Below are 21,395 nucleotides of genomic sequence, written 5' to 3'. Positions count from 1 at the left end.
GGGCTGAGCCGTGATGTCATCATAGTCTCCGTTCCGGACACCCCGCCCGGGTTGAGTTTCTTTGGCGCAATTCAGCGCCATTAATGGCAGGTCTCCTGACTTGCGGGTCAAAGCTCTCCCGATCCCTTCCCGAGCGTTTGCTCAGTGGTGATCATCGGGGTCGCTCGCCGCTCACAGTTGCGGGGGCAGTCACGGATTTGGCGCGCTTTGGCTCTTCCTCACCGTATTCCCTTTTCATCCCAGATGCATTTTCGGCATCTTAGGAACCATTAAACCTAATCTTTGCGATTCCGATCGGGGGGTCAAGCGGCAAGTTGACAGGTTGGTCTTTCAGATCACGTGCTTTGAAGTACTGTGCGCGCGACGTGCATTAAGTGCGGGCGCTCTATGCGGCGGCAAGCGAGGCATACCATGAAAACCCCATATTTTTAAGGATTCTGATGAGAAAAGATGTTATTGAAATATGGCGAAACTGGTGCAAAACCAAGTGCGGAATATGCACTCATGCAGCGAGTACTGTCCTTTTGGCTACAATGTAAGGGATTGCATTGACCATTAACACGCGTAAAGTTTAAGTCGGTTTCAGTAAGACAGTGTTTAGTAAATCGGACGAGTAAAATGTTAAATATCGTAAACGGTAAGATCAGTGCGATCATGATAAGTGCCGCAGCACTTATCATCCCATCAAGCGTCAGCGCAGACGAAATTGCGCTGACGTTCGATGATCATGGGTTCACAGTTGTTGGTGAATTCGCAGGCTTCCACAACAATGCATACGTCCTATCAACTGAAAATGGTGAGATGTTTGTGCCAATGGAACTGGTTAGCTGTGCTGGCCAAGACTGCGTCGAAACGAACGACGTGAACGAAGTCGACAGCTAGAGGTTCCATGTCTGTGGCGGCTGATGATCCGCGCAGCCCACTGGGGTTTCTGAAAAAACACATGATGAGGATATCAAGTATGAACAAGTATATGGTTTCTAAGCCGGGCACCTTTGTCGCCGCGCTGGCCTTTCTGGCACTGCCAGCAACAACATTCGCAGACAACGTACAGCTCAATGCCTATGACGGATCAACCAGCATGAACGGCGATTTGGTCGCATACCATAATGGTAGCTACTATCTCGCAACCTCTTTGGGCGTCATTCCGGTATCGTCCATTTACGTTCGTTGTGATGGCACCGCATGTCCATCAGTGTCTGATGTTATGCTGGATGTTGACGATGCAAAGATGGTGCAGCCGGTTCGGGTCTCTATGACAACAGGCCTTGTCGACGGTCTATCCAACTAAAAATCAATTCGTTGCTTCGCGTGGCCCTGCGCAAAGCAATTTACCTGTTTTGAGGGAAAGTAATCGTCATGAACACGTCACTAACTTCTTTTGGATGCATCGCCGCCGCGCTGATCGCCTTCTCAACTCCGATCACCGCGCAGCAGGCGACGACGGCCGCCAGCCAAGGCAACTTTGTCGAAGAAGTCGGTGGCAGCGAACGCATCAATTTGTCGGGCAAGTTGCGGATGCTTAGCCAGCGAATTCCCGCAGCGGCTTGCAACTTGCACGCCGGTATCGTGCCGGACGACAGTCGCGCCTTGTTGAATAGCGCAGTTGCCGAGTTCGATCAGATACTCGCCGGACTTGAGCATGGCGACGAGGAACTTGGCATGTTCGGTGAAGAAGAGCGCAGCAGGACTTTGCGCGTCATTGAGGAAGTTCACAATCGGTTTGATCCGTTGGAAGACGCGCTTGGCGACATGATGCAGGATGTGCCGAGTGATGCCGCTATCCAAGTTCTTGCAGATGAAAACATGGACGTGCTGGAAGTTGCCAAACTGCTGGTGTTTGAAATTTCGACTGAATACGCCAACCCTGCTGCTCTTTTGCAGTCAGATGCTATGACGATTGACCTTGCCGGTCGTCAGCGTTTGTTGACACAAAAAGCGTCCAAAGAAGTTTGCTTTATCATGTCCGATGTGAATGCGGCGGCATCACGGGAAGCGTTGGGCGAAACGGTCAATATGTTTGAGGTCTCGCTGGACGCACTGCGTAACGGGATGGATCAGCTTGGTGTGCAGCCGCCACCGAATGACGAAATCGCCAGCGGTCTGGGTCAAGTGCATGAAGATTGGTTGGCTATCAAAACCGATCTGGATGCGGTGATCGCTGGTGGAACGCTGTCCGACGATGCCCGCGCCCTTGTTTTCCAAGGGCTGAACACGACAATGGCCGACATGAACCAAGTCGTCGGCCTTTACACTGCGGCATCCAAACTCGGTCTTTGAAAAGGCCGGTCTAGAACCGCCAACGACGGCTACGGGCGTCGTTGGTTACGCGTCCTCGAGTATCAGGTCAGATGCTTTTTCACCAATCATGATTGCCGGAGCGTTGGTGTTGCCCGACACGATTTCTGGCATGATCGAGCAATCGGCAACGCGCAGCCCTTCAATCCCGTGCACCCGAAGTCGCGCATCGACCACAGCGTCCTTGCCGTCACCCATCTTGCAGGTGCCCGTAGGGTGATAGATGGACGCCGTGTTGTTTCGTGCCCAATCCAGCGTGGCGTCATAGTCATCCATCGGCAGGTCCGCATGCGGCCGGAATTCTTCGCTAATCTTCGAGGTCAGCGGCGCATGTCGTGCGATCTTGCGCGCGATATTGACGCCTGCGACGACCGTCTGACAGTCGGTTTCGGTCGACAGATAGTTGGGAATGATCTTGGGGTAGGCTTTCGGATCATTGCCTTGCAACCTGATCTCGCCTTTGCTTTCGGGACGCAGCTGGCACACCGACATCGTAAAGGCCGAGAATTTATCGGCACCCTTGCCAGGATTTTCCGCGGAGAGCGGTTGGACATGGAACTGAATGTCTGGTGTTTCCATGTCTTCGCGTGTCTTCATGAACCCCGTTGCGAGGCTGGCTGCCATCGTCATCGGACCTGCGCGGAACATCAGATACTTCAGGCCAATTTTGGCTTGCCCGAATATCGAGCTGACTTCGTCATTCAGCGTAGGCTCATTGCATTTATAGACAAGGCGCGCCTGCAAGTGATCTTGCATATTTTTGCCCACACCCTGCAGATCCTGGATGACCTCAATCCCATTTTCAGCAAGCTGCACGGCTTCGCCAACACCAGACAGCATCAACAGTTGTGGCGAGTTGATCGACCCGCCGCAAAGCACAATTTCCTTGCGGGCAGTTACGGTTTGTTGGGTGCCGCTACGGTCTTTGTAGGTCACGCCTGTTGCACGCTTTCCCTCTATCAAGATCTTTTCGACCTGCGCGTGTGTAATGATCTGTAGGTTCTCGCGTGATTTGACGGGATTAAGATAGGCCACAGCAGAACTGCATCTTCGTCCATTGCGCGCAGTCAGTTGGAAGAAGCCGACACCCTCTTGCTCTGCGCCATTATAGTCGGGGTTGAACTTGTACCCCGCAGCTTGTGCCGCTGCGACCCATGCGTCCGTAATCGGACGTTGGATACGCATGTTGGACACCGAAAGCGGGCCTTGGTCTCCGTGATACTCATCGGCGCCGCGTTCGTTTTTTTCGGCACGTTTGAACAGGGGTAAAACATCGTCCCAGCCCCAACCGGCATTGCCCATTTGACGCCAGCGATCATAGTCTTGCGGTTGTCCACGAACATAAAGGAGGCCGTTGAGGGAAGAGGAACCGCCCAGAACTTTCCCGCGCGGCCATTCGATGGATCTGCCATTCAGGCCCGGATCGGGTTCGGTTTTATAGCACCAATCCACCTTAGGGTTGTGAATTGTCTTGAAATAGCCGACCGGAATGTGGATCCATGGGTTCAGGTCGCGACCACCGGCCTCTAATAGAATCACCTTATGAGCAGGATTTGCACTCAATCGATTTGCTAGCACACACCCGGCAGAACCTGCGCCCACAATGACAAAATCTGCTTCCATTGCTCTTTCTCCCCCTTATGGTGAGAAAACTCTATGCAGAACGGAAAGACTATACTAGGCTTTTTTGAAACGAATAGTCTCAATAATCGACAACATGGGAGGACAAAATGAAAGTTGGAGATAAACTAAGCGGCATTTCACGTCGCGATCTGTTCAAGTTGGCAGGTCAATACGGGATGAGCTCGACGCTGATGGCAGCGGGTACATTCGGCGGGGCCATGAGCCTTGCAAACCTGGCGTCCGCGGCAGAATCGACATACGAGCGTCGCTTCTCCAAAGATGCAAAATACACGCTTAAGTTTGGGGCCGCGGGCTTTAACGCACGCAACCTGCTGATCGAGCGTGCGGGTGCGTTGGAATTTGCACGTGACATTGAAGCACGGACAGATGGCGAGATTCGCGTTGAGTTCATCGGCGACAACCAGATCTGCGGTCAGACGTCTTGTGTTGAAAAAACGCAGCAGGGTATCGTTGATATCTACGCGGCGTCGACACAGAACTCGGCCGGTGGTGCACCTTACCTGAACGTGCTGGACTATGCTTACATGTTCCGTAACCGCGCGGACCAGTATCACTTCCTCTATTCACCTGCATCAATGGCGTTGTTGCGTGAACCATACGAGAAGCGTCACGGTCTGAAGTTCCTGTTTAGCCACGCTGAACTTCGCGGTATCCAGTTAGGTCTGAACTTTGAAGACAAGCCAACCGTCACATCCATCGACGAATTGGCCGGCACAAAGAACCGTGTCACAGGTACGCAGCTTGGTCGCATCGCGATGGAAGCATTGAACCTGAACCCAGTTCCGGTTGCTTGGGAAGAAACACTTGATGGTCTGAAGCAGGGCCTGATTGATGGTGCGGAAACATGGGCGTCTGCTGTGGCATACGCGAACATGGCGCCAGTTGTGTCTCAGTCTGTTCACCTGAACTTCTTCTGCGGTACAGAGCACACAGCGATGTCTGCATCCGTCTTTGATAGTCTCGAAGGTTATCTGCAGGATGCGGTGATGGAATCATCCTATTGGGCACAAACACACGTGCAGGCGGCGAACGAAGTGGCTCTGATCAATACGGTTGGTCAGTCTGATCCACAGTTGCCAAACACGATCTTCGCACAGAACAACGTGCGTAACGCATTCTTGTCCGCAGAAGAGATCAAGAAAGCCGAAGAGATGTGTTCACCAGAATTCCAGCCAGCACTCTGGGAAGAGTGGCGCGAGCGCCTTAACGGGTGGTCTGGCGGTCTGGACACATATCAAGAGATCTATGACGAAGTGCGTACAATCGACGTGAACACTTTGCCTGAGAACGTTGAGCCACGCCGTTGGTGGAAGAGCTAATCTAGCTTATTCTAAACCTCTACGATTGGGGCCGGCCGAATGGGGAGTTCGGCCGGCCTTTTTGAATTCAAAGATAATACGACTGCATGAAATGCAGTGAATGGACACATTAGGGGGGAGACCTAGATGTCGATACTCGCAGAAGCGGTGGCGGTAATACCTGCCATCTTCTCGGGCAGCACATGGGACATGCGACAAGCATTTGATGCAGATGGCATGTGGCTGTTTTGTTTTGTCTTCACATTTATTGGTGGTTTGCTGGCCCACCTTCTTTATACAGCAGTACCCTTTCTAGAACGCCATCTTGAACGGACAACGGCGGTCGTGATGTATCTGATCATTGCGGGCATCATCTGCTGGGGTGTGATCGACAGGTTTGTGTTCTCAAACCAATGGTCAGGATCGACGACGGTGCCGCCATTCCTGTTCATGGTCATGGCTTGGTTCGCCTGTTCCTACAACGTGAAACTACGCACGCACCTGAGCTTCAGTGAATTCCGCTCGAAAATGGCACCGACGGGCCAGATCGCGACACTCACGCTGGATGCGGTCCTTTGGTTTGGCTTTTGCTGGATCGCCATTACGACATCGCTGCGGTTTACTGCTTTGTCTGCCGACAATTTCCAATTGGTGGATGGTGTGGACGATGTGATGAAGTGGTGGTTCTACATCACCGTTCCCATCGCCTTTACCCTGATGTCCGGTCGTGTGATCGGCAACTGGTTGGAAGACTGGAAAAACTACAAGGCTGGCGAACCCATTATCAAACAAGCTGTAATCGGAGGGGACGTCTAATGGCCGATAGTACTTGGATTACACTGATCTCATTGGGAGTGACGGTCTTCTTCATGCTGGGGACCCCCGTTCTGCTGATCATCTTTTACTGGGTGATTGGCATCAGCTTTGTCATCGACCTGCCTTTGGCCAATACCGGCAATGAGCTGATCAATGTGTTCAGTAAGGGTTTTGCCTTGCTTGCGATGCCGCTCTTCATTCTGACAGGGGATTTGATTAACCAGTCTGGTATCGCCCGACGATTATCAGATTTTGCCTACTCTTGTCTGGGTTGGCTCCGCGGCGGTCTTGCGATGGCATCTATCGCGGCTTGCGGCCTCTTCGCTGCGATCTCTGGGTCAAACTCTGCAACAACCGCAACGATTGGTTCAATGCTGCATCCTGAGATGGTGAAGGGCAACTACGATGAGCGCTTCTCGGCGGCGACCGCTGCTGCGGGTGGTACGGTGGGTATCATTATCCCGCCATCAATTATCTTCATCGTTTACGGCTTCTTGCTGAACCTTCCGATCTCTGACCTTTTTGTTGCGGGCATCATTCCCGGAACATTGATGGTTTTGGGTATGATGACTGCGGCCTTTATCATCTGCACGATCAATGGTTGGGGCGTTTTGATTGGCCTGTCCGTTTCGCGGATGATCAAGACCGGGATCGGGGCATGGCTTGGCTTCTTTGCCATTGGTCTGGTGCTTTGGGGCATCTACACCGGTCGCTTCTCACCGACTGAGGCCGCAGGCGTGACTGTTGGTTTCTGTGTTCTGGTTGGCTTGATCTCTTATCCGTTGAACAGAGTGATGGGCAGTTCATCCGATCTCCCTGTCGAACAAAAAAGCTACGGCTCAATGTTTGTGGTCGAAGGCTTTACGGTTCCACAGATCCCGTCCATCGTGTCGCGCTCTGCGCAAATCTCGGGCATCCTTGTGCCGTTGATTGCTGTATCTGTTGCGATGCAACAGGTGATGTCGTCGCTTGGCGCTAAGGACTTTATCGGTGACTTTGTGACTGGTATGGGCGGTTACTACGCGGTGCTGTTCACGTCGATGGCGATTGTGTTTATCACAGGGATGATCCTTGAATCCCTGCCGGTGACAATCATTCTTGCACCAATCCTGGCCCCAATCGCGGCGTCGGTCGGTATTGATCCGATCCACTTTGCAGTTGTGTTCCTAGTGGGTGCTTCCATCGGCTTTGTGACGCCGCCCTACGGGCTAAACCTGTATGTGGCGTCCGGTGTCACCGGCGTGCCGTATTTCCGCCTGTTGCGCTATATCGTGCCATATCTGATTGCGCTGCTCAGCGTTTGGTTCTTTGTAGCCCTTGTCCCACAAACGGCATTGATGATCTTGCCGGGTCAGTAACAGGTGGCAATGACCGACGATATCGTAGGGAATTCCGGCCAAATTCCGACCAACCTCCGGCTGCTTTTGCTGCTGGAGGAGGTCGCGAAGGTCGGTGTTCCTGTCACACCATCTGTGGTGAATGAAACTCTCAAGCTGCCCAAACCAACCATTCACCGGTTGTTTGCAACGGCCGAGGCCGAGGGGTTCTTGCAGCGCGACATCGATGGACGCTCATATAGTCCCGGTAAGCGAATGCGGCTGCTTTCGATCAATACTTTGTCGTCTGAGCGCGTGCGCACCGTGCGGCTCGCCGTGCTCAAATCGCTCGCTATGGCGGTCGGTGAGACTTGCAATCTTGCGATCCCAGAACGTGAAGGCATGTTCTATCTGGACCGGGTCGAAACACACTGGCCCTTGCGTATTCAGCTGCCGGTTGGCACGCAAGTACCGTTTCACTGCACGGCCAGCGGCAAGATGTATCTTTCGACACTGCGTCCGGACTATCTGACGCGCTTTTTGAAGAACTACGTATTGGAGCGTCAGACCGACCAAACGATCACGGATCCTGTTGCCTTGCAAAAGGAATTAGAGGTCACACGCGAGCGTGGATATGCGACTGACAACGAAGAATTTATGGTCGGGATGACAGCCATCGCGGTACCCATTCTGGACGACCGGGGCCGGCTGTTGTCAACCTTGTCGATCCACGCGCCCGAACAACGCAGCCATTTGCCTGATCTCGTTGAATATTTGGGCTCGTTACACGCTGCTGCGGCTGAATTGGCCGCCATTGCCGGTCGTTAGATCACCGTGGTATGTGATGCCGTCATGATCCCGATACCACCGACCACGATCAGACTGAGCGCCCAAACAACATCCAGATTGAACCAGGTCCGTGACAGGAACTTTAAACCCAGCCAAAAGTACATGCCTGCGGCAAGCAATCCGCCGGCGAGCGTCATTGCGGCGGTGTGAACAGCAGCGACGACAAAGGCCATCCCGACATTGTTCGCCATCAGGTTTTCTGCCGCGCGATGCCCAGCGTCAAGGCTGTCTGGCGCGCAGATTCCCAGAAAAATCGGTACCAGCATAAGGCCGGCACCGTGGGCCATGGCGGCCAAGAATGACCAAAGCGCAAGCCGCGATGGTGGTACGCGTGCAAGAAAGCGCGGGTGCTTGCGGTTGATCAACAGGTAGACGCCGAGGGCGATCACCAGCAGTCCGGCACCGATCCTAATCTGACCTTCCCAATAGACCAAGGTCACCATCAGCGAGAATGGCAAAAGGATCGCGCACATTGCCAGAAAATGCCCACCCGCCAGTGCCACTAGCGCGCCGGGCAAGGCGGATGTCTTACGCTCCATCAAGGCAGCGGACACGGCCAAGGGCCACCCCATCCCGGGGTTCAGCCCATGATACAGGCCAGAGACGATGACGGCCCACCAAAGGGCCGTCACTGTGGTCATTTCAAACAAGGATCAGACCGATGGGTAGCAGAAACTGTCGGTCGAGCAGTCTCCGCCCTCAAGCCTGATCTGGTGGCTGCGGTAGCCTTCGGGGAAGTCGACCCAGAAGTCCTTGTTCAGGGTCAACCCACCGTCCTTGCCGACATCGGCGCAGACCATCGCGGCACCGCGCTCACCTGGATAGAACTGGTCATCCCACGTAGAATAGAGCGAGTTGGTCCAATAGACGCGTTTGCCATCGCGGCTGATCTCGACCATCTGCGGGCCATAGCCAAAGTCCTTGCCGTTGGGGTGCTTGGTTTTCTTGACGATTCCGCCAAGATCAACTTTGCCAGCCAAAACAGGGTTCATCGGGTCGGACACATCGTACTGATGCATTTCGCCCAGCCCCCAGCAGGCCACATAAAGGAAACGGTCATCAAGGCTGAGGTCAATGTCAGTTACCAGTGGCGGACAGGCGCCGAAGCCTTTCAGCAGTTCTGGCAGGTCATCGGCATCAGCAGGCACGGGATCAATAGTGATCGTCTTCTTGGCCTCGAACGTGCCGTCCTCTTTGCGCCACCAGGTAAAGATCGCACCCTGTAGGTTGGTGGTGTCGACCACGACACCGCAGAATCCGTACTCTTTGGCAGGGTCATGCGCAGGGCGGATTTCCAGGGCCATCTGATGGTTTTCACCCAGATCAATGCTTTGGATATTCTTGCGTGCACGCAGGTCCCAAAAGTGGATCGTGTGGCCGTATTTATTGGACAGCAAATCCTCTGGCACGATGCCGTTCTCAAACTGTGGCGGCAGGCCCCATTCGGAACTGACCATGTAGTCGCGCGGTAGGTTCCACCAGAAATCATAGTGCTTGTCCTGAATGCCCCGATCCATTTCGTAGCGGCCAAGGATTTCAAAGGTCTCGCAATCCATGATGAAGATACCCGGCGGGCCATCAGTGCCATCCTCGCCACCGCCACCAAGGGTCGAGACATAGATGCCCTCTGGACCACAGTGGATCGTGTGAGGGCGGGAATATCCGGTTTTTGCGAATAGCTCTTCAGGTTCAATGGTTTTGTGAATCTTCGCTTTCAGCGGGTCCTTCACATCAATGATATAGATGCGGCTGGACCGGATGCCGGGGATGATCAGATAGCGGCGTTCCAGAAAGGCGTGGCCGGTCAGCGGTGACAGGGCAGACGAACAGGCATTCCAGCCAAAGTGGTGAAATTCATCACCAAGGTTCGGCATAAAGAGGCTGTGAACGATTTCGCCATAAGTGTCTGAGGTGGGGTCGACATCAACAACGGCAAGCCCATCGGGTTGGCTGCCATCAGGACTGAGCATCAAGGTGAAGGCAACCGTTTCGGCAGGGGCTTCCATCGCAATTTTTGCTGTCGGATAAAATGTTGGATCAGGTCTTAGGTTCATAAATCTTCCTCCCAGTGAGATGAATGCGCCTATTCCGGCTTATTGGGCCAAAGGGCCGGATACCTGTTAAACAAGAGGTATCAATTGTCAGACAATTGAATTGAGTATGCCGTCAGCGAGGCTGATTGAGTCAAGAAAAAACTGTCAGTGTCGGTAGACAGCTGAGTGCGTCAGAATTACCCCTTGGCCAAATCGCGCATGCTGCGTCATACTGCCCACAGCTAAATCGACCAGGGATTCACCATATGACGCTTGCCGTCCCTACGCTGCGTTCCTGCGCAGACTGCCCGATCCGCTACAATGCGGTGTGTTCCAAATGCGAACCCGATGAGCTCGAACAACTCGAAGACGTGAAGTATTATCGTTCTTATGCTGCAGGTCAGACCATCTTTTTCAGCGGCGATACCTTAGAGTTTGTGGGGTCTGTTGTGTCTGGTGTTTGTAGCCTGACACGTACCTTACCTGATGGGCGGGTCCAGATGGTGGGGTTGCTGTTGCCCGGGGATTTCATGGGCCGGCCACATCGCGAAACGATTGATTGTGACGTGATCGCAGAAACGGACGTCATGCTTTGCTGTTTCCGGCGTAAACCATTTGAGAAGTTGATCGATCAAACACCGCATGTCGGCCAGCGCTTGCTGGAAATGACGCTGGATGAATTGGATGCTGCGCGGGAATGGATGCTGGTGCTGGGCCGCAAAACCGCGCGCGAAAAGATTGCGTCGCTTTTGCATATGATTGCCGTGCGGATGGCGTCGCTGAAGCCCGGTGAGACGGCGGTGGCGACGTTTACCCTGCCGATTACCCGCGAAACGATGGCGAATTATCTGGGACTGACGATCGAGACAGTCAGCCGCCAGATGTCAGCGCTGAAGAAAGACGGCCTGATCGTGATCGACGAACGCCGCGATATTCAGGTGCCCGATTTGGAAGAATTGAAAGCGGAAACGGGCGAGGACGGGTTTTAGGGAAGGACCGCTTTGAGCCGATTGTGTTGAAAAACTCGGTTTGAGAAGCGCGATGATGTGAGTGTTTATTGTGGCTGGCGTCGATCTTATGTCATCGCGGGGCGCATTGGGCGCAGTTTGGCGAGTTTGCGGAGGTTTTGGGCGGTTTCGGCGAGGAGGAATTCGTCTTTCGCACCGTTTGGTCCGCGCAGACGCAGGCGGTCGAGCCGCATGATCTTCTTGAGATGGGCGAAGAGCATTTCGACCTTCTTTCGTCGTCTGCTGGCTTCGGCATATGCGTCTGTCTTGGCGATCTCGCGTGCCTTGTCACGCGCCGCCTCATGGACATGCCGTGAGACAATGCGGGCATCTTTGTTGGGCGTGCAGCGTTCTTTGAGGGCGCAGGTGGAGCAGTGTGTCTTGCTGGCGTAGTACCGTTTGATGCCATCCTTACTAACGCCGGTGCGCGGGGTGCGCATCTTACGCCAGTACTTCTTGAGGGGTTTGCCACCAGGGCAGGTGTATTCGTCTGTGGCTGGATCGTAGCGGAACTCGAGATTAGTGAATGTCCCGTCTTTGCGATCTGATTTGTCGATCACTGGAACGTGCGGTTCAATGTCTTGATCGACCAGCCAACCCAGCATGTTGCCTGAACCATAGGCGGTGTCCGCTGCCAGCCGGTCTGGAAAAAGATCGAACCTGTCTCGCGTGCGGGTCAGCATTGTTTGGGTTGCCCCAACCTCAGCCGGACGGATGGCGCGGGTCGCCTCGACATCCAGAATGATCGCATGGTCAGTATCGATCAGATAATTGGTCGAATAGGCAAAGAATGCTGGTCCTTTCAACGCACCTGTCCACTGGCTGGCGGGATCAGAGAAGGATGTGAACTTTGGTGTCGTATCGCTTGCGGCACCAAATGCGGCGTCATCCAATGTCTCAAGATATTCCCGCACGGCTCGCGGAACGACCGCCGGGTCGATCTGCGCGGCCTCCCATTCCGCCTTTGACGCTGAGTATTGCTTGTTGGCATCGGCCTGGATGATGCTGGCATCTATCGCAAAGGTCTCGCCGCCAACCAAACCCTCAGCCATGCAGCGCTCCACGACCGTCTCAAATAGATGGCGGAACAGATCGCAGTCACGGAACCGTCCATGCCGGTTCTTGGAGAAGGTTGAATGATCGGGGATCGAGATCTGACAGATCGAGTTTGCAGAACCAGCGATATGCGAGGTTCAGATGCACCTCTTCGCAGAGCCGACGCTCGGACCGGATGCCAAAGCAGTATCCAACCAGCAGCATGCGGATCATCAATTCCGGATCAATCGATGGGCGGCCTGTGTGGCTGTAGAAATCCGTCAGATGGGCGCGAATGCTGCTGAGATCAACGAACCGATCAATCGCACGCAGCAGGTGATCTTGCGGGACGTGATCTTCAAGCGAGAACTCATAGAACAAGGCCGCCTGCGCTTCCTGCTTCGGTCCCATCATCGCAATCAACCTCCAGTATGAATACCGAAATTGAATCAGCGATCAGCTCGCCAAACAAGCAGAGTTTTTCAACACAATCAGCCCAATGTGTCAAATGCTGCGCAACGCGGCAATGGCCGCTTTGTTTGGGGGGAATGATGCCGATCTGTGCAGGACCCTTCGCTAATTTCACGTGAGGCTTCCTGAGGTCGTGGCCGATGCGGAAGTACTACTATGGGTCAGAGATCGGTGGTGGGCCATACGCATTGTTTCCAACCTCACTTGACCGCAGCAAAAGTATAAACGGAATAGCGAAACTGACGATCGCCAGCACTACAAATGACACTTCGATGGCGTCCAGAGGGCCTGAGGCACGCACGTATTCGTAATACCAGCCCCATGAGATAGGCGGACCGATTGTAAGCCAAAACCAAAAAAACGATCTTCCACTATCGTGTAGTCTTCTGGACATCGCCGCAACAGTAGCTGCCAGAATCCAAAGTCCCAATCCCGAAAAACCAACTGCGAGAACGATAAACCCTCGATCACCAAGCCCTAAAATGTATAAAAACCACACCATCGGAAAAGCTAACAAAGCCATGGCTATTCCGGCCATGAGCAGGGCGCCAAAAAACCACCAAAATTCGGCACGAGAGGCGCGGCCGCTATATTCGAAGGGCCTTCGCAGGCAGCTTTTAATAGCTTTGATAAGTCCCATTGTGTTTAGTGTTCCTCGACAAATCTCTGTCGGCATTCAATTCATAAAATGAACATCGTTCATATTTTTCACACTGTCAAGAGACACAACCACAAATGCGGGCCTCCTTTCTCTTTGCTCTCTTTTGAAGAGCGCAGAAAGAACAAGGAGTGACCAAAATCAGACATTCGCCCAGTCGCCGTGAAAGCTCGGTTTGTTCCGCAAAGCCGACGTTCTTCACCGCGACATCAAGATCGGCAGATCAGCCGTTTCCAGCAGGCTCCGCGTGGCCCCGCCGAACACCGCTTCGCGCAGGCGCGAATGCCCGTAAGCGCCGCTGACGATCATTTGCGCGCCGACTTCTTTGGCCCGTCGCAGCAGGATTTCCCCGATATGTGGTTCGGTCTTGGCCAGAACGGCGACCTCTGATTTCGTGCCGTGCCGCATCAGGTATTGCGCCATCGCCCCCCCGGGATCAGACCGGTCGGCTGCATGGCTGGGCGGATCAATGATGCAGATATCGGCCACTTCGGCTTGCTCCAGCAGCGGCAATGCGGCGCGCGCTGCGGCCAATGCCTCGGCACCGTCATTCCATCCCATCAGCACATGCCCGCCGACATCGGGGGCTTTGCAGCCTTTTGGGATCATCAAAACCGGACGCTCTGCGGTAAACAGGCAGGCCTCGACCAAGGTCGCAGCCTCCGGGTTATCCTGATAGGGCCGAGGGAGAACAACCAGATCAGAAAAGCGTAACTTGCGTGCAAGATAATCTGTTAGGGCCGGACCCTGCACCGTGGCCGCCTGCACCGACCAGCGCACCAGTTCGCCGCGCATCCGGTCCTTGAGCCAGGTTTCAATCTTGTCACGTTGATCCATCGCATCGCGGGTTTGTTCCGCGATCATCAGCGCCTCTGCGCCCATGTAATACGTGTTCGTCTCCGTATGGCTGATGGTCACGACATAGATATCCAGATGCGCATCCATCCGGTCCGCCAGTGAAATCGCCGCATCCAGCCCATCCGTGGACTGGTCGGTATCCGTCAGTATCGTCGCAATGATCTTGTAAGTCATTGGTTCGGCCTTCCCCTTATCGGTTCAACGTAGGGGGGCGATTGTTCGCGCAAACCGCTCCTTAAAAATAGAGTGTCAAACGCAACCATGCCGCGCCTTGATCTATGTCAAATTCGATTTTGATCCACATCAAGGACGCGACCGCCCGCCGCTCTCATAACCGAACATAGCAAGTCGTTGTCGGACCCATGTGGTGATCCGGCCAAGGAAGGGGATCTCTTATGGGGAACTATGTGAAGTTGATTGCGCTGGGGGGTGTCACGCTCTTTGCTGCGATTGCTGCAAATTGGGGGCGTGACGTATCCTATATCGTGCACGCGATGATCATCATGCTGGTCAGTGCCTATATGTTTGTGCGCGTGCTGCGCCAAATGGATGCTCCGGTCGCCGCAACGCCCGACGGTTATATGGATGATGTGGTCCGCGCTGGCGTCATCGCCACAGGCTTTTGGGGTGTTGTTGGTTTTCTGGTTGGGGTGGTCATCGCCTTCCAGCTGGCCTTTCCGCAGCTCAATTTTGAGGTTCTTCAACCTTACGGCAATTTCGGACGACTGCGCCCACTGCACACCAGTGCAGTGATTTTCGCGTTTGGGGGTAATGCCTTGATTATGTCGTCATTCTATATCGTGCAACGCACCTGCGGCGCGCGGTTATGGGGAGGTAACCTGGCGTGGTTTGTGTTCTGGGGTTACAACTTGTTTATCGTGTTGGCCGCGACAGGCTACCTCCTCGGCGCGACGCAATCCAAAGAATATGCCGAACCGGAGTGGTACGTTGATATCTGGCTGACTGTCGTCTGGGTGTCCTTTCTGGCCGTCTATCTTGGGACGATCTTTAAGCGCACAGAAAAGCACATCTATGTGGCCAACTGGTTCCTGCTGTCCTTCATCGTCACCGTCGCGATGCTCCACCTGATCAACAATATCAGCATTCCCGTCAGCATCTGGGGCAGCAAGTCTGTGCAGATCTTCAGCGGCGTGCAGGATGCCATGACGCAGTGGTGGTATGGGCACAACGCGGTGGGCTTCTTCCTGACTGCGGGCTTCCTTGGCATGATGTACTACTTTGTACCCAAGCAGGCCGGTCGTCCGGTTTTCTCTTACAAATTGTCCATTATCCACTTCTGGGCGCTGATCTTTTTATACATCTGGGCGGGTCCGCACCACTTGCACTACACAGCGCTGCCTGACTGGGCATCGACACTTGGTATGGTCTTTTCGATCATCCTGTGGATGCCAAGCTGGGGTGGTATGATCAACGGCCTGATGACGCTGCAAGGCGCTTGGGACAAGCTGCGCACTGATCCAATCATTCGGATGATGGTGATCAGCCTTGCCTTCTACGGCATGTCCACATTTGAGGGTCCGATGATGTCGATCCGCGCGGTCAACAGCCTGTCACACTACACAGACTGGACCATCGGTCACGTACACTCTGGTGCGCTGGGCTGGAACGGGATGATTACATTCTCTGCCCTTTACTTCCTCACACCGAAATTGTGGGGCCGGGCACAGATGTATTCGATGTCCGCGATCAACTGGCACTTCTGGTTGGCCACAATTGGCATCATCCTTTACGCGGCCTCGATGTGGGTCACCGGGATCATGGAAGGCCTGATGTGGCGTGAAGTCGACGCAAACGGGTTCCTTGTGAACAGCTTTGCCGACACCGTTTCCGCGAAGTTCCCAATGTATGTGGTCCGTGGCCTGGGTGGGGTTCTTTACCTCGCAGGTGCGCTGATCATGGCCTGGAACATGTTCATGACCATCCGAGGCGGCGCACGCGTTGCCGCCCCGGTTGGCGTGCCAGCAGAATAAGGAGGGCTGAGATATGTCTGATACAACTCAAAACGACGGCCCAGCCAAAGGCTTCCTTGCCAAACACGCGATCCTGGAACGCAGCCCAACGTTGCTACTTGTTTCTTCCCTGTTGGTGGTGACAGTGGGCGGGATCGTGGAAATCGCACCCCTTTTCTACCTTGAAAATACCATTGAAAAGGTAGAGGGGGTGCGACCCTATTCCCCGCTCGAACTGGCGGGGCGCGATGTCTACATCCGCGAAGGGTGCTATGTGTGCCACAGCCAAATGATCCGTCCTATGCGGGACGAGGTTGAACGCTATGGTCATTATTCACTGGCCGCTGAATCCATGTACGACCACCCGCACCAGTGGGGGTCCAAGCGGACCGGGCCTGATCTGGCCCGTGTCGGTGGCAAGTATTCCGACGCGTGGCATCTGGATCACTTGATCGCGCCACGCTCGGTTGTCCCTGAATCGATCATGCCGGGCTATGCCTACCTGCTCGATACACCGGTCAACGCCGAGTATAACGCCGATCTGGTCGCGACCCATAGTTTCATCGGGGTGCCTTACACCGAAGAGATGGTCGCACTGGCCGCGTCTGACACATTGGCGCAAGCTGATCCTGACACAGACGCTTATGACGATCTGCTGGAACGGTATCCGGGGGCGCAAATCCGCAACTTTGATGATGCGCCGGGAGTGTCCGAAATGGATGCGTTGATCGCCTATCTGCAAATGCTGGGTACGACTGTCGATTTCTCGACCTTCACCCCAGATGCAAGCCGCTAAGGAGAACTGACAATGGACACATATTCATTCCTGCGCGAACTTGCAGACAGTTGGGTTTTGCTGGCGATGTTCCTGTTCTTTCTGGGCGTTATTGTCTGGGCCTTCCGCCCTGGCAGTCGCAAGGTCCACGATGAGACAAGCCAGATCCCCTTCCGTAACGAGGACCGCCCCGGCGTATCCAAGACCAAGGAGCTGCAATCATGAGCAGCAATACAGAAAAAGACATTGATGACGTCACTGGCACTGACACAACAGGTCATTCCTGGGACGGGATCAAAGAACTGAACAACCCATTGCCGCGCTGGTGGCTGTGGTCATTCTACCTGACGATTATTTGGGGGATCGGTTATTCGATTGCCTATCCTGCGTGGCCGATGGTGAGCAGTGCGACAGCCGGTCTGCTGGGCTATTCGACACGCGGTGAAGTCGCCCAAGACATTGCCCGATTTGAAGAAGCAAACGCCGAGATTTCCGCGCAGCTTGCTTCGGCTGATCTGACGACGCTGGACCAGAACCCTGAATTGCTGCGCTTTGCGAATTCTGCCGGTGGTGCGGTGTTCCGCAACAACTGTTCGCAATGTCATGGGTCGGGTGCGGCTGGGTTTACGGGCTATCCGAACCTGCTGGACGATGACTGGCTCTGGGGCGGTGACTTTGAGAATATCGAATACACCGTGCGCCACGGCATCCGGAACGAAGAGGACTGGGATGCCCGCTATTCTGAGATGACCGCCTTTGACGAGATTTTCAGCAATGAAGAGGTGGATCAGGTGGTTCAATACGTGCGTCTAATCTCGGGGCAGGAACATGATGCGGCCATGGCGGACGTGGGCACGGAGTTGTTCATCAACAACTGTGCTGCGTGCCATGGCGACAATGGCATGGGGAACCGCGATCTGGGTGCCCCAAACCTGACCGATGCCATCTGGCTCTATGGTGGTGATCTGACAAGTCTGGAAGAAACCGTCCGCTATGCCCGCTTTGGCGTCATGCCCCCTTGGGGGACACGTCTGACCGAGGCCGAGATCAAAGCCGTCACTGCCTATGTGCACCAGTTGGGAGGGGGCGAATAGGCATCACAGACCCGAAGCTTTCTGTTCGCGCTAAGGCTTTGGGTTCACGTGAAGGGAAGGGCGTCCGCTGCAGTGGGCGCCCTTTTCTATTTCTGTGATTTAGTGCGCATGTGACGTCTTTTGGGTGCGCAGCCAGCGTAAGTTTCCCGGCACAGACGCGCCCATTCCTGAATCGGATAGATATATAGAAGGATCGGGTTCTTGTCGGGAATACCTGTCTTCAATGCGCCCATTTCTTCCTTGCAGACGCCAGGGTTGTAGTAGGTTCCGAACATTACATCAAAGAGCGGGATTACACTTGCGAGGTTCTTGCCATAAGCCTCAGGCACATCGGCGTGGTGCCAGCGATGGTATCTTGGCGACGCTAAGAGGTATTTGAACGGCCCATGATCCCAGTCTAGATCAAGATGGATGTAGATGCCTTGGATTGCATAGAATAGCGCAACGATTGGAATCACTTGCGGAATTTGCATCCACGTCAGCAGCACAACATAGGCCACCGCCATCAAGATGGTTTCGAGGAAATGAACCCGAAGGCCGGTAAAGGCATTCACATGTGTGTCCGAGTGGTGCGCGGCATGGGTCGGCCATCCCCACCGGGTGTGCATGGCGCGGTGGCTCCAGTAGTCAGCGAAGTCTTTGGTCACAATGCCGATGATGCAGACCACGACAAGCGGCAGATTATCCCAGATCGCTGGATCAAGTGTTGGGATGCCCAAGGCATCATATTGCCGTTGCAAAAATTCGTTCACTTCGTCGACGAACAGAAAGACGGCAACAAGGTTAAACGCCGCCAAGGTGATCGAAGTTAGCATGTTCTCGTCGGCGTGTTTGCTAAGCTCAGAGGTTTTTTTGAAGCCAAGGTAGAGGATATATTTTGCAACAAGCGCAAGAATAATCTGCGTGCCAAAACCCACCTGAAGAAGCCAATCAATCAAGAACATCTTTTCTGCACCGCTACTGCCTATCTCAGAATGGCGATCATACTGTTAACCAAGTTAGCAACTTATCGGAAGGATAGCGCGATTTTCAGGCTGATATTGTGTCAGCATTGTGGCTGTTGCTCCGAGCAAATTCAGGTGACGCACGCAGTCATGATCATTGCTCTGCCGACCAATTTCCGGTTGCTTAGGCCTCTTGTGCCAGTCGCGCCTCAAGCACATCAAACGGAACACCCGGTTCGTCTTTTGCGCCGCGGATGACCAAGGATGTCTTCACGGATGCTACATTGTCCGCGCTCGTCAATTCCTCGGTCAAGAAGCGCTGAAAGGTCCGCAGGTCCGGTGCCACGCATTTAAGGATGAAATCCACCTCGCCGTTCAGCATGTGACACTCACGCACCAGCGGCCAATCTTGGCAACGCGCCTCAAACGCGCTCAGGTCTGCCTCAGCCTGACTAACCAGCCCGACCATCGCAAAGACTTGCACTTCAAATCCAAGCTCGCGTGAATTCACATCAGCGTGGTAGCCTTGAATAAACCCCTGTTCTTCCAGCGTCCGCACACGCCGCAGGCAAGGCGGGGCTGAAATTCCGACGCGTTTGGCAAGCTCTACATTGGTCATGCGGCCATCGGCCTGGAGTTCGGCCAGAATCATCCGGTCGATTTCGTCTAATTTTGTCCCTGGCATAGAGTGTTCCCTGACATTTTTGCAAATGCTACCCAGTATCGGCTGGTTGCGCAACAATGTTTCAATGTGCCGCAACTAAATAACGCACTCAATGGTGAGTGCTCGCCCCTTTTATCATCGGCAGCGCGCCGCTATATCGAAGTGACTCAAACGCGCAAGAGGCTGCCATGACCGACACTCGCCACATCAAAGTTCTGATCATCGGGTCTGGCCCTGCCGGATATACGGCGGGGGTCTATGCTGCGCGCGCGATGCTGGAGCCTGTTTTGATTCAGGGGATCGAGCCGGGTGGCCAACTAACGACCACGACGGAGGTCGAAAACTGGCCTGGCGATACAGAGGTGCAAGGCCCGGACCTGATGGTCCGGATGGAGGCGCATGCCCGCGCGATGGGGTGCGAGATTGTGGGTGATATCGTTACGACGCTGGATCTGCAGAACCGGCCATTCACGGCGACCTGCGACAGCGGTGCTGTTTATACAGCCGACGCTGTCATCCTGTGTACCGGCGCGCGCGCCAAATGGCTCGGCTTGCCGTCTGAGGAAAAATTCAAAGGCTTCGGCGTCAGTGCCTGTGCGACCTGTGACGGGTTCTTTTATCGTGGCCAAGAGATCGTGGTCGTCGGTGGCGGCAACACGGCCGTAGAAGAGGCGCTGTTTTTGACCAACTTTGCCTCCAAAGTTACATTGGTCCATCGCCGGGATGAGTTACGGGCCGAAAAGATTTTGCAAAACCGGTTGTTCAACAATCCCAAGATTGAAACCTTGTGGTTTCATGAGGTGGATGAGGTGGTCGGCACAGACAACCCCTTGGGTGTTGAAGGTGTGCGGGTCAAACACACAAAGACCGGCGAGATTACCGAAATCGCTGCCAAAGGTGTCTTTGTCGCGATTGGGCATGCACCGGCCAGTGAATTGGTCAAAGATCAGTTGGAAACCCATAGCGGCGGCTACGTCGACGTCGCACCGGGTACGACAAAAACCGAAATTCCGGGTGTGTTTGCCGCCGGTGATCTGACGGATCATGTCTATCGTCAGGCCGTCACAAGCGCTGGCATGGGGTGCATGGCTGCATTGGATGCAGAGAAATTCATCGCTGAGATGGAAGATGCGAGTGCGGTAAAGGCAGCCGAATAGCGTCGGTGTGGCGTTTACTGCGTTGGACACCACGCTTTATCGGATTGTATTTGAGGATTTCGCTCACCGTGCCCTCAAAGGTGTCATCCATCCGGAGGGGCGGTTTCATAGAGATGGGCAAAAAGCGCTTTATGCTTCACCGTCACCGCAAACGGCGGCGATTGCAATTCGGCGGTACTTGCAGCCCGGTGATGCGCCCCGCGTGATGATCAGGCTCAAGACGCAATCAACGCGTTTGGTTGATCTGCGCGATCCTAAGATATGCCAAGCGCTTCAGATTGAACCAAGCTGGCCGAGTGTCCCTTGGTCGGGTGAGCGTGCGGCCGGGAAATTTGCCACAAGTTGGCGCGCGTCAGATGCGGTGCGCCTGGCTGGTGCCGACGGCATGATTTACGCGTCACGCACGGCACCCGAAAGGTGGCATGTCGTGTTGTTTCGTTGGAATGATGGAAACAGCGCGCAAGTAACCCTGGCAGAACAATCAGCACCATGGGTCCCACAATAGCAC

The 21,395-nt window shown here is 54.4% G+C and carries 21 protein-coding genes, 1 pseudogene and 1 riboswitch; of the genes and pseudogenes, 14 read left to right on the top strand and 8 right to left on the bottom strand.

Features of this window, described 5'->3' with window-relative positions; all coding sequences use genetic code 11:
• Positions 1–68: 68 nt before the first annotated feature.
• A riboswitch (cobalamin riboswitch) is annotated at positions 69–286 on the bottom strand.
• A gap of 332 nt (positions 287–618) precedes the next feature.
• The 3 genes from ACZ1G5_RS04750 to ACZ1G5_RS04740 all read left to right on the top strand — a co-directional run bounded on the left by ACZ1G5_RS04750 (position 619) and on the right by ACZ1G5_RS04740 (position 2,280).
• The gene (locus ACZ1G5_RS04750) at positions 619–882 is read left to right on the top strand and encodes a hypothetical protein (RefSeq protein WP_472731758.1); all 264 of its coding nucleotides are present in this window, start codon (positions 619–621) and stop codon (positions 880–882) included.
• A 79-nt stretch (positions 883–961) separates the two neighbouring features.
• On the top strand, positions 962–1,291 hold the full coding sequence (locus tag ACZ1G5_RS04745) for a hypothetical protein (protein ID WP_472731757.1): 330 nt from the start codon (positions 962–964) through the stop codon (positions 1,289–1,291).
• A 68-nt stretch (positions 1,292–1,359) separates the two neighbouring features.
• Positions 1,360–2,280, top strand: coding sequence for a type IV pili methyl-accepting chemotaxis transducer N-terminal domain-containing protein (locus tag ACZ1G5_RS04740; RefSeq protein WP_472731756.1), 921 nt, complete (start codon positions 1,360–1,362; stop codon positions 2,278–2,280).
• 45 nt (positions 2,281–2,325) lie between these two features.
• Here the strand turns inward: ACZ1G5_RS04740 and ACZ1G5_RS04735 are convergent, their stop codons facing one another.
• Positions 2,326–3,921 (bottom strand): GMC family oxidoreductase, encoded by a 1,596-nt coding sequence (locus ACZ1G5_RS04735; RefSeq protein WP_472731755.1) that lies wholly within the window; start codon positions 3,919–3,921, stop codon positions 2,326–2,328.
• A 107-nt stretch (positions 3,922–4,028) separates the two neighbouring features.
• Between ACZ1G5_RS04735 and ACZ1G5_RS04730 the strand changes: the two genes are divergently transcribed.
• From ACZ1G5_RS04730 to ACZ1G5_RS04715, 4 genes are all read left to right on the top strand, one after another.
• The gene (locus tag ACZ1G5_RS04730) at positions 4,029–5,261 is read left to right on the top strand and encodes a TRAP transporter substrate-binding protein (protein ID WP_472731754.1); all 1,233 of its coding nucleotides are present in this window, start codon (positions 4,029–4,031) and stop codon (positions 5,259–5,261) included.
• Between the two features lie 126 nt (positions 5,262–5,387).
• A complete protein-coding gene (locus ACZ1G5_RS04725) occupies positions 5,388–6,056 on the top strand; it encodes a TRAP transporter small permease (RefSeq protein ID WP_472731753.1) in 669 nt (222 codons plus the stop codon).
• Positions 6,056–7,414 (top strand): TRAP transporter large permease, encoded by a 1,359-nt coding sequence (locus ACZ1G5_RS04720; protein WP_472731752.1) that lies wholly within the window; start codon positions 6,056–6,058, stop codon positions 7,412–7,414. Before ACZ1G5_RS04725 ends, ACZ1G5_RS04720 begins: the two co-directional genes overlap by 1 nt.
• A 9-nt stretch (positions 7,415–7,423) precedes the next feature.
• The gene (locus tag ACZ1G5_RS04715) at positions 7,424–8,200 is read left to right on the top strand and encodes an IclR family transcriptional regulator (RefSeq protein WP_472731751.1); all 777 of its coding nucleotides are present in this window, start codon (positions 7,424–7,426) and stop codon (positions 8,198–8,200) included.
• Here the strand turns inward: ACZ1G5_RS04715 and ACZ1G5_RS04710 are convergent.
• Complete coding sequence (locus ACZ1G5_RS04710; RefSeq protein ID WP_472731750.1) at positions 8,197–8,862, bottom strand: hypothetical protein; 666 nt, start codon at positions 8,860–8,862, stop codon at positions 8,197–8,199. The genes ACZ1G5_RS04715 and ACZ1G5_RS04710 overlap by 4 nt on opposite strands.
• Positions 8,863–8,874: 12 nt before the next feature.
• Positions 8,875–10,275: a selenium-binding protein SBP56-related protein gene (locus tag ACZ1G5_RS04705; protein ID WP_472731749.1), complete on the bottom strand. Its 1,401-nt coding sequence runs from the start codon at positions 10,273–10,275 to the stop codon at positions 8,875–8,877.
• Between the two features lie 245 nt (positions 10,276–10,520).
• On the opposite strand from ACZ1G5_RS04705, the gene fnrL reads away from it, so the two are divergent.
• Positions 10,521–11,243: a transcriptional regulator FnrL gene (fnrL, locus tag ACZ1G5_RS04700; RefSeq protein ID WP_472731748.1), complete on the top strand. Its 723-nt coding sequence runs from the start codon at positions 10,521–10,523 to the stop codon at positions 11,241–11,243.
• 86 nt (positions 11,244–11,329) lie between these two features.
• Here fnrL and ACZ1G5_RS04695 read toward each other — a convergent pair.
• From ACZ1G5_RS04695 to ACZ1G5_RS04685, 3 genes and pseudogenes are all read right to left on the bottom strand, one after another.
• Positions 11,330–12,710, bottom strand: a pseudogene (locus ACZ1G5_RS04695) (IS1182 family transposase).
• A 211-nt stretch (positions 12,711–12,921) separates the two neighbouring features.
• Complete coding sequence (locus ACZ1G5_RS04690; protein WP_472731747.1) at positions 12,922–13,407, bottom strand: DUF805 domain-containing protein; 486 nt, start codon at positions 13,405–13,407, stop codon at positions 12,922–12,924.
• A 216-nt stretch (positions 13,408–13,623) separates the two neighbouring features.
• Positions 13,624–14,457: a universal stress protein gene (locus ACZ1G5_RS04685; protein WP_472731746.1), complete on the bottom strand. Its 834-nt coding sequence runs from the start codon at positions 14,455–14,457 to the stop codon at positions 13,624–13,626.
• A gap of 221 nt (positions 14,458–14,678) precedes the next feature.
• On the opposite strand from ACZ1G5_RS04685, the gene ccoN reads away from it, so the two are divergent.
• The 4 genes from ccoN to ccoP are packed head-to-tail and all read left to right on the top strand — an operon-like array spanning position 14,679 to position 18,122.
• Positions 14,679–16,274 carry a cytochrome-c oxidase, cbb3-type subunit I gene (gene ccoN, locus ACZ1G5_RS04680; protein WP_472731745.1) on the top strand — a complete coding sequence of 532 codons (1,596 nt, stop codon included), beginning with the start codon at positions 14,679–14,681 and terminating at the stop codon, positions 16,272–16,274.
• 13 nt (positions 16,275–16,287) lie between these two features.
• The gene (ccoO, locus tag ACZ1G5_RS04675) at positions 16,288–17,049 is read left to right on the top strand and encodes a cytochrome-c oxidase, cbb3-type subunit II (RefSeq protein WP_472731744.1); all 762 of its coding nucleotides are present in this window, start codon (positions 16,288–16,290) and stop codon (positions 17,047–17,049) included.
• A gap of 12 nt (positions 17,050–17,061) precedes the next feature.
• Positions 17,062–17,253, top strand: a complete 192-nt coding sequence (locus ACZ1G5_RS04670) for a cbb3-type cytochrome c oxidase subunit 3 (protein ID WP_472731743.1) — start codon at positions 17,062–17,064, stop codon at positions 17,251–17,253.
• A complete protein-coding gene (gene ccoP, locus ACZ1G5_RS04665) occupies positions 17,250–18,122 on the top strand; it encodes a cytochrome-c oxidase, cbb3-type subunit III (RefSeq protein WP_472731742.1) in 873 nt (290 codons plus the stop codon). The genes ACZ1G5_RS04670 and ccoP overlap by 4 nt, the downstream gene beginning before the upstream one ends.
• Positions 18,123–18,208: 86 nt before the next feature.
• On the opposite strand, the gene ACZ1G5_RS04660 is transcribed toward ccoP, so the two are convergent.
• Positions 18,209–19,060, bottom strand: a complete 852-nt coding sequence (locus ACZ1G5_RS04660) for a sterol desaturase family protein (protein ID WP_472731741.1) — start codon at positions 19,058–19,060, stop codon at positions 18,209–18,211.
• Positions 19,061–19,250: 190 nt separating this feature from the next.
• Positions 19,251–19,751: an Lrp/AsnC family transcriptional regulator gene (locus ACZ1G5_RS04655; RefSeq protein ID WP_472731740.1), complete on the bottom strand. Its 501-nt coding sequence runs from the start codon at positions 19,749–19,751 to the stop codon at positions 19,251–19,253.
• 167 nt (positions 19,752–19,918) lie between these two features.
• Between ACZ1G5_RS04655 and trxB the strand changes: the two genes are divergently transcribed.
• On the top strand, positions 19,919–20,887 hold the full coding sequence (gene trxB, locus ACZ1G5_RS04650) for a thioredoxin-disulfide reductase (protein WP_472731739.1): 969 nt from the start codon (positions 19,919–19,921) through the stop codon (positions 20,885–20,887).
• Between the two features lie 7 nt (positions 20,888–20,894).
• On the top strand, positions 20,895–21,392 hold the full coding sequence (locus ACZ1G5_RS04645) for an RES family NAD+ phosphorylase (protein ID WP_472731738.1): 498 nt from the start codon (positions 20,895–20,897) through the stop codon (positions 21,390–21,392).
• Positions 21,393–21,395: the final 3 nt, after the last annotated feature.

This window comes from Yoonia sp. JB2-21, from assembly GCF_055693545.1.
The sequence above is the reverse complement of the archived record's forward strand: the minus strand, read 5'-3'. Positions and strand labels throughout refer to the sequence as shown.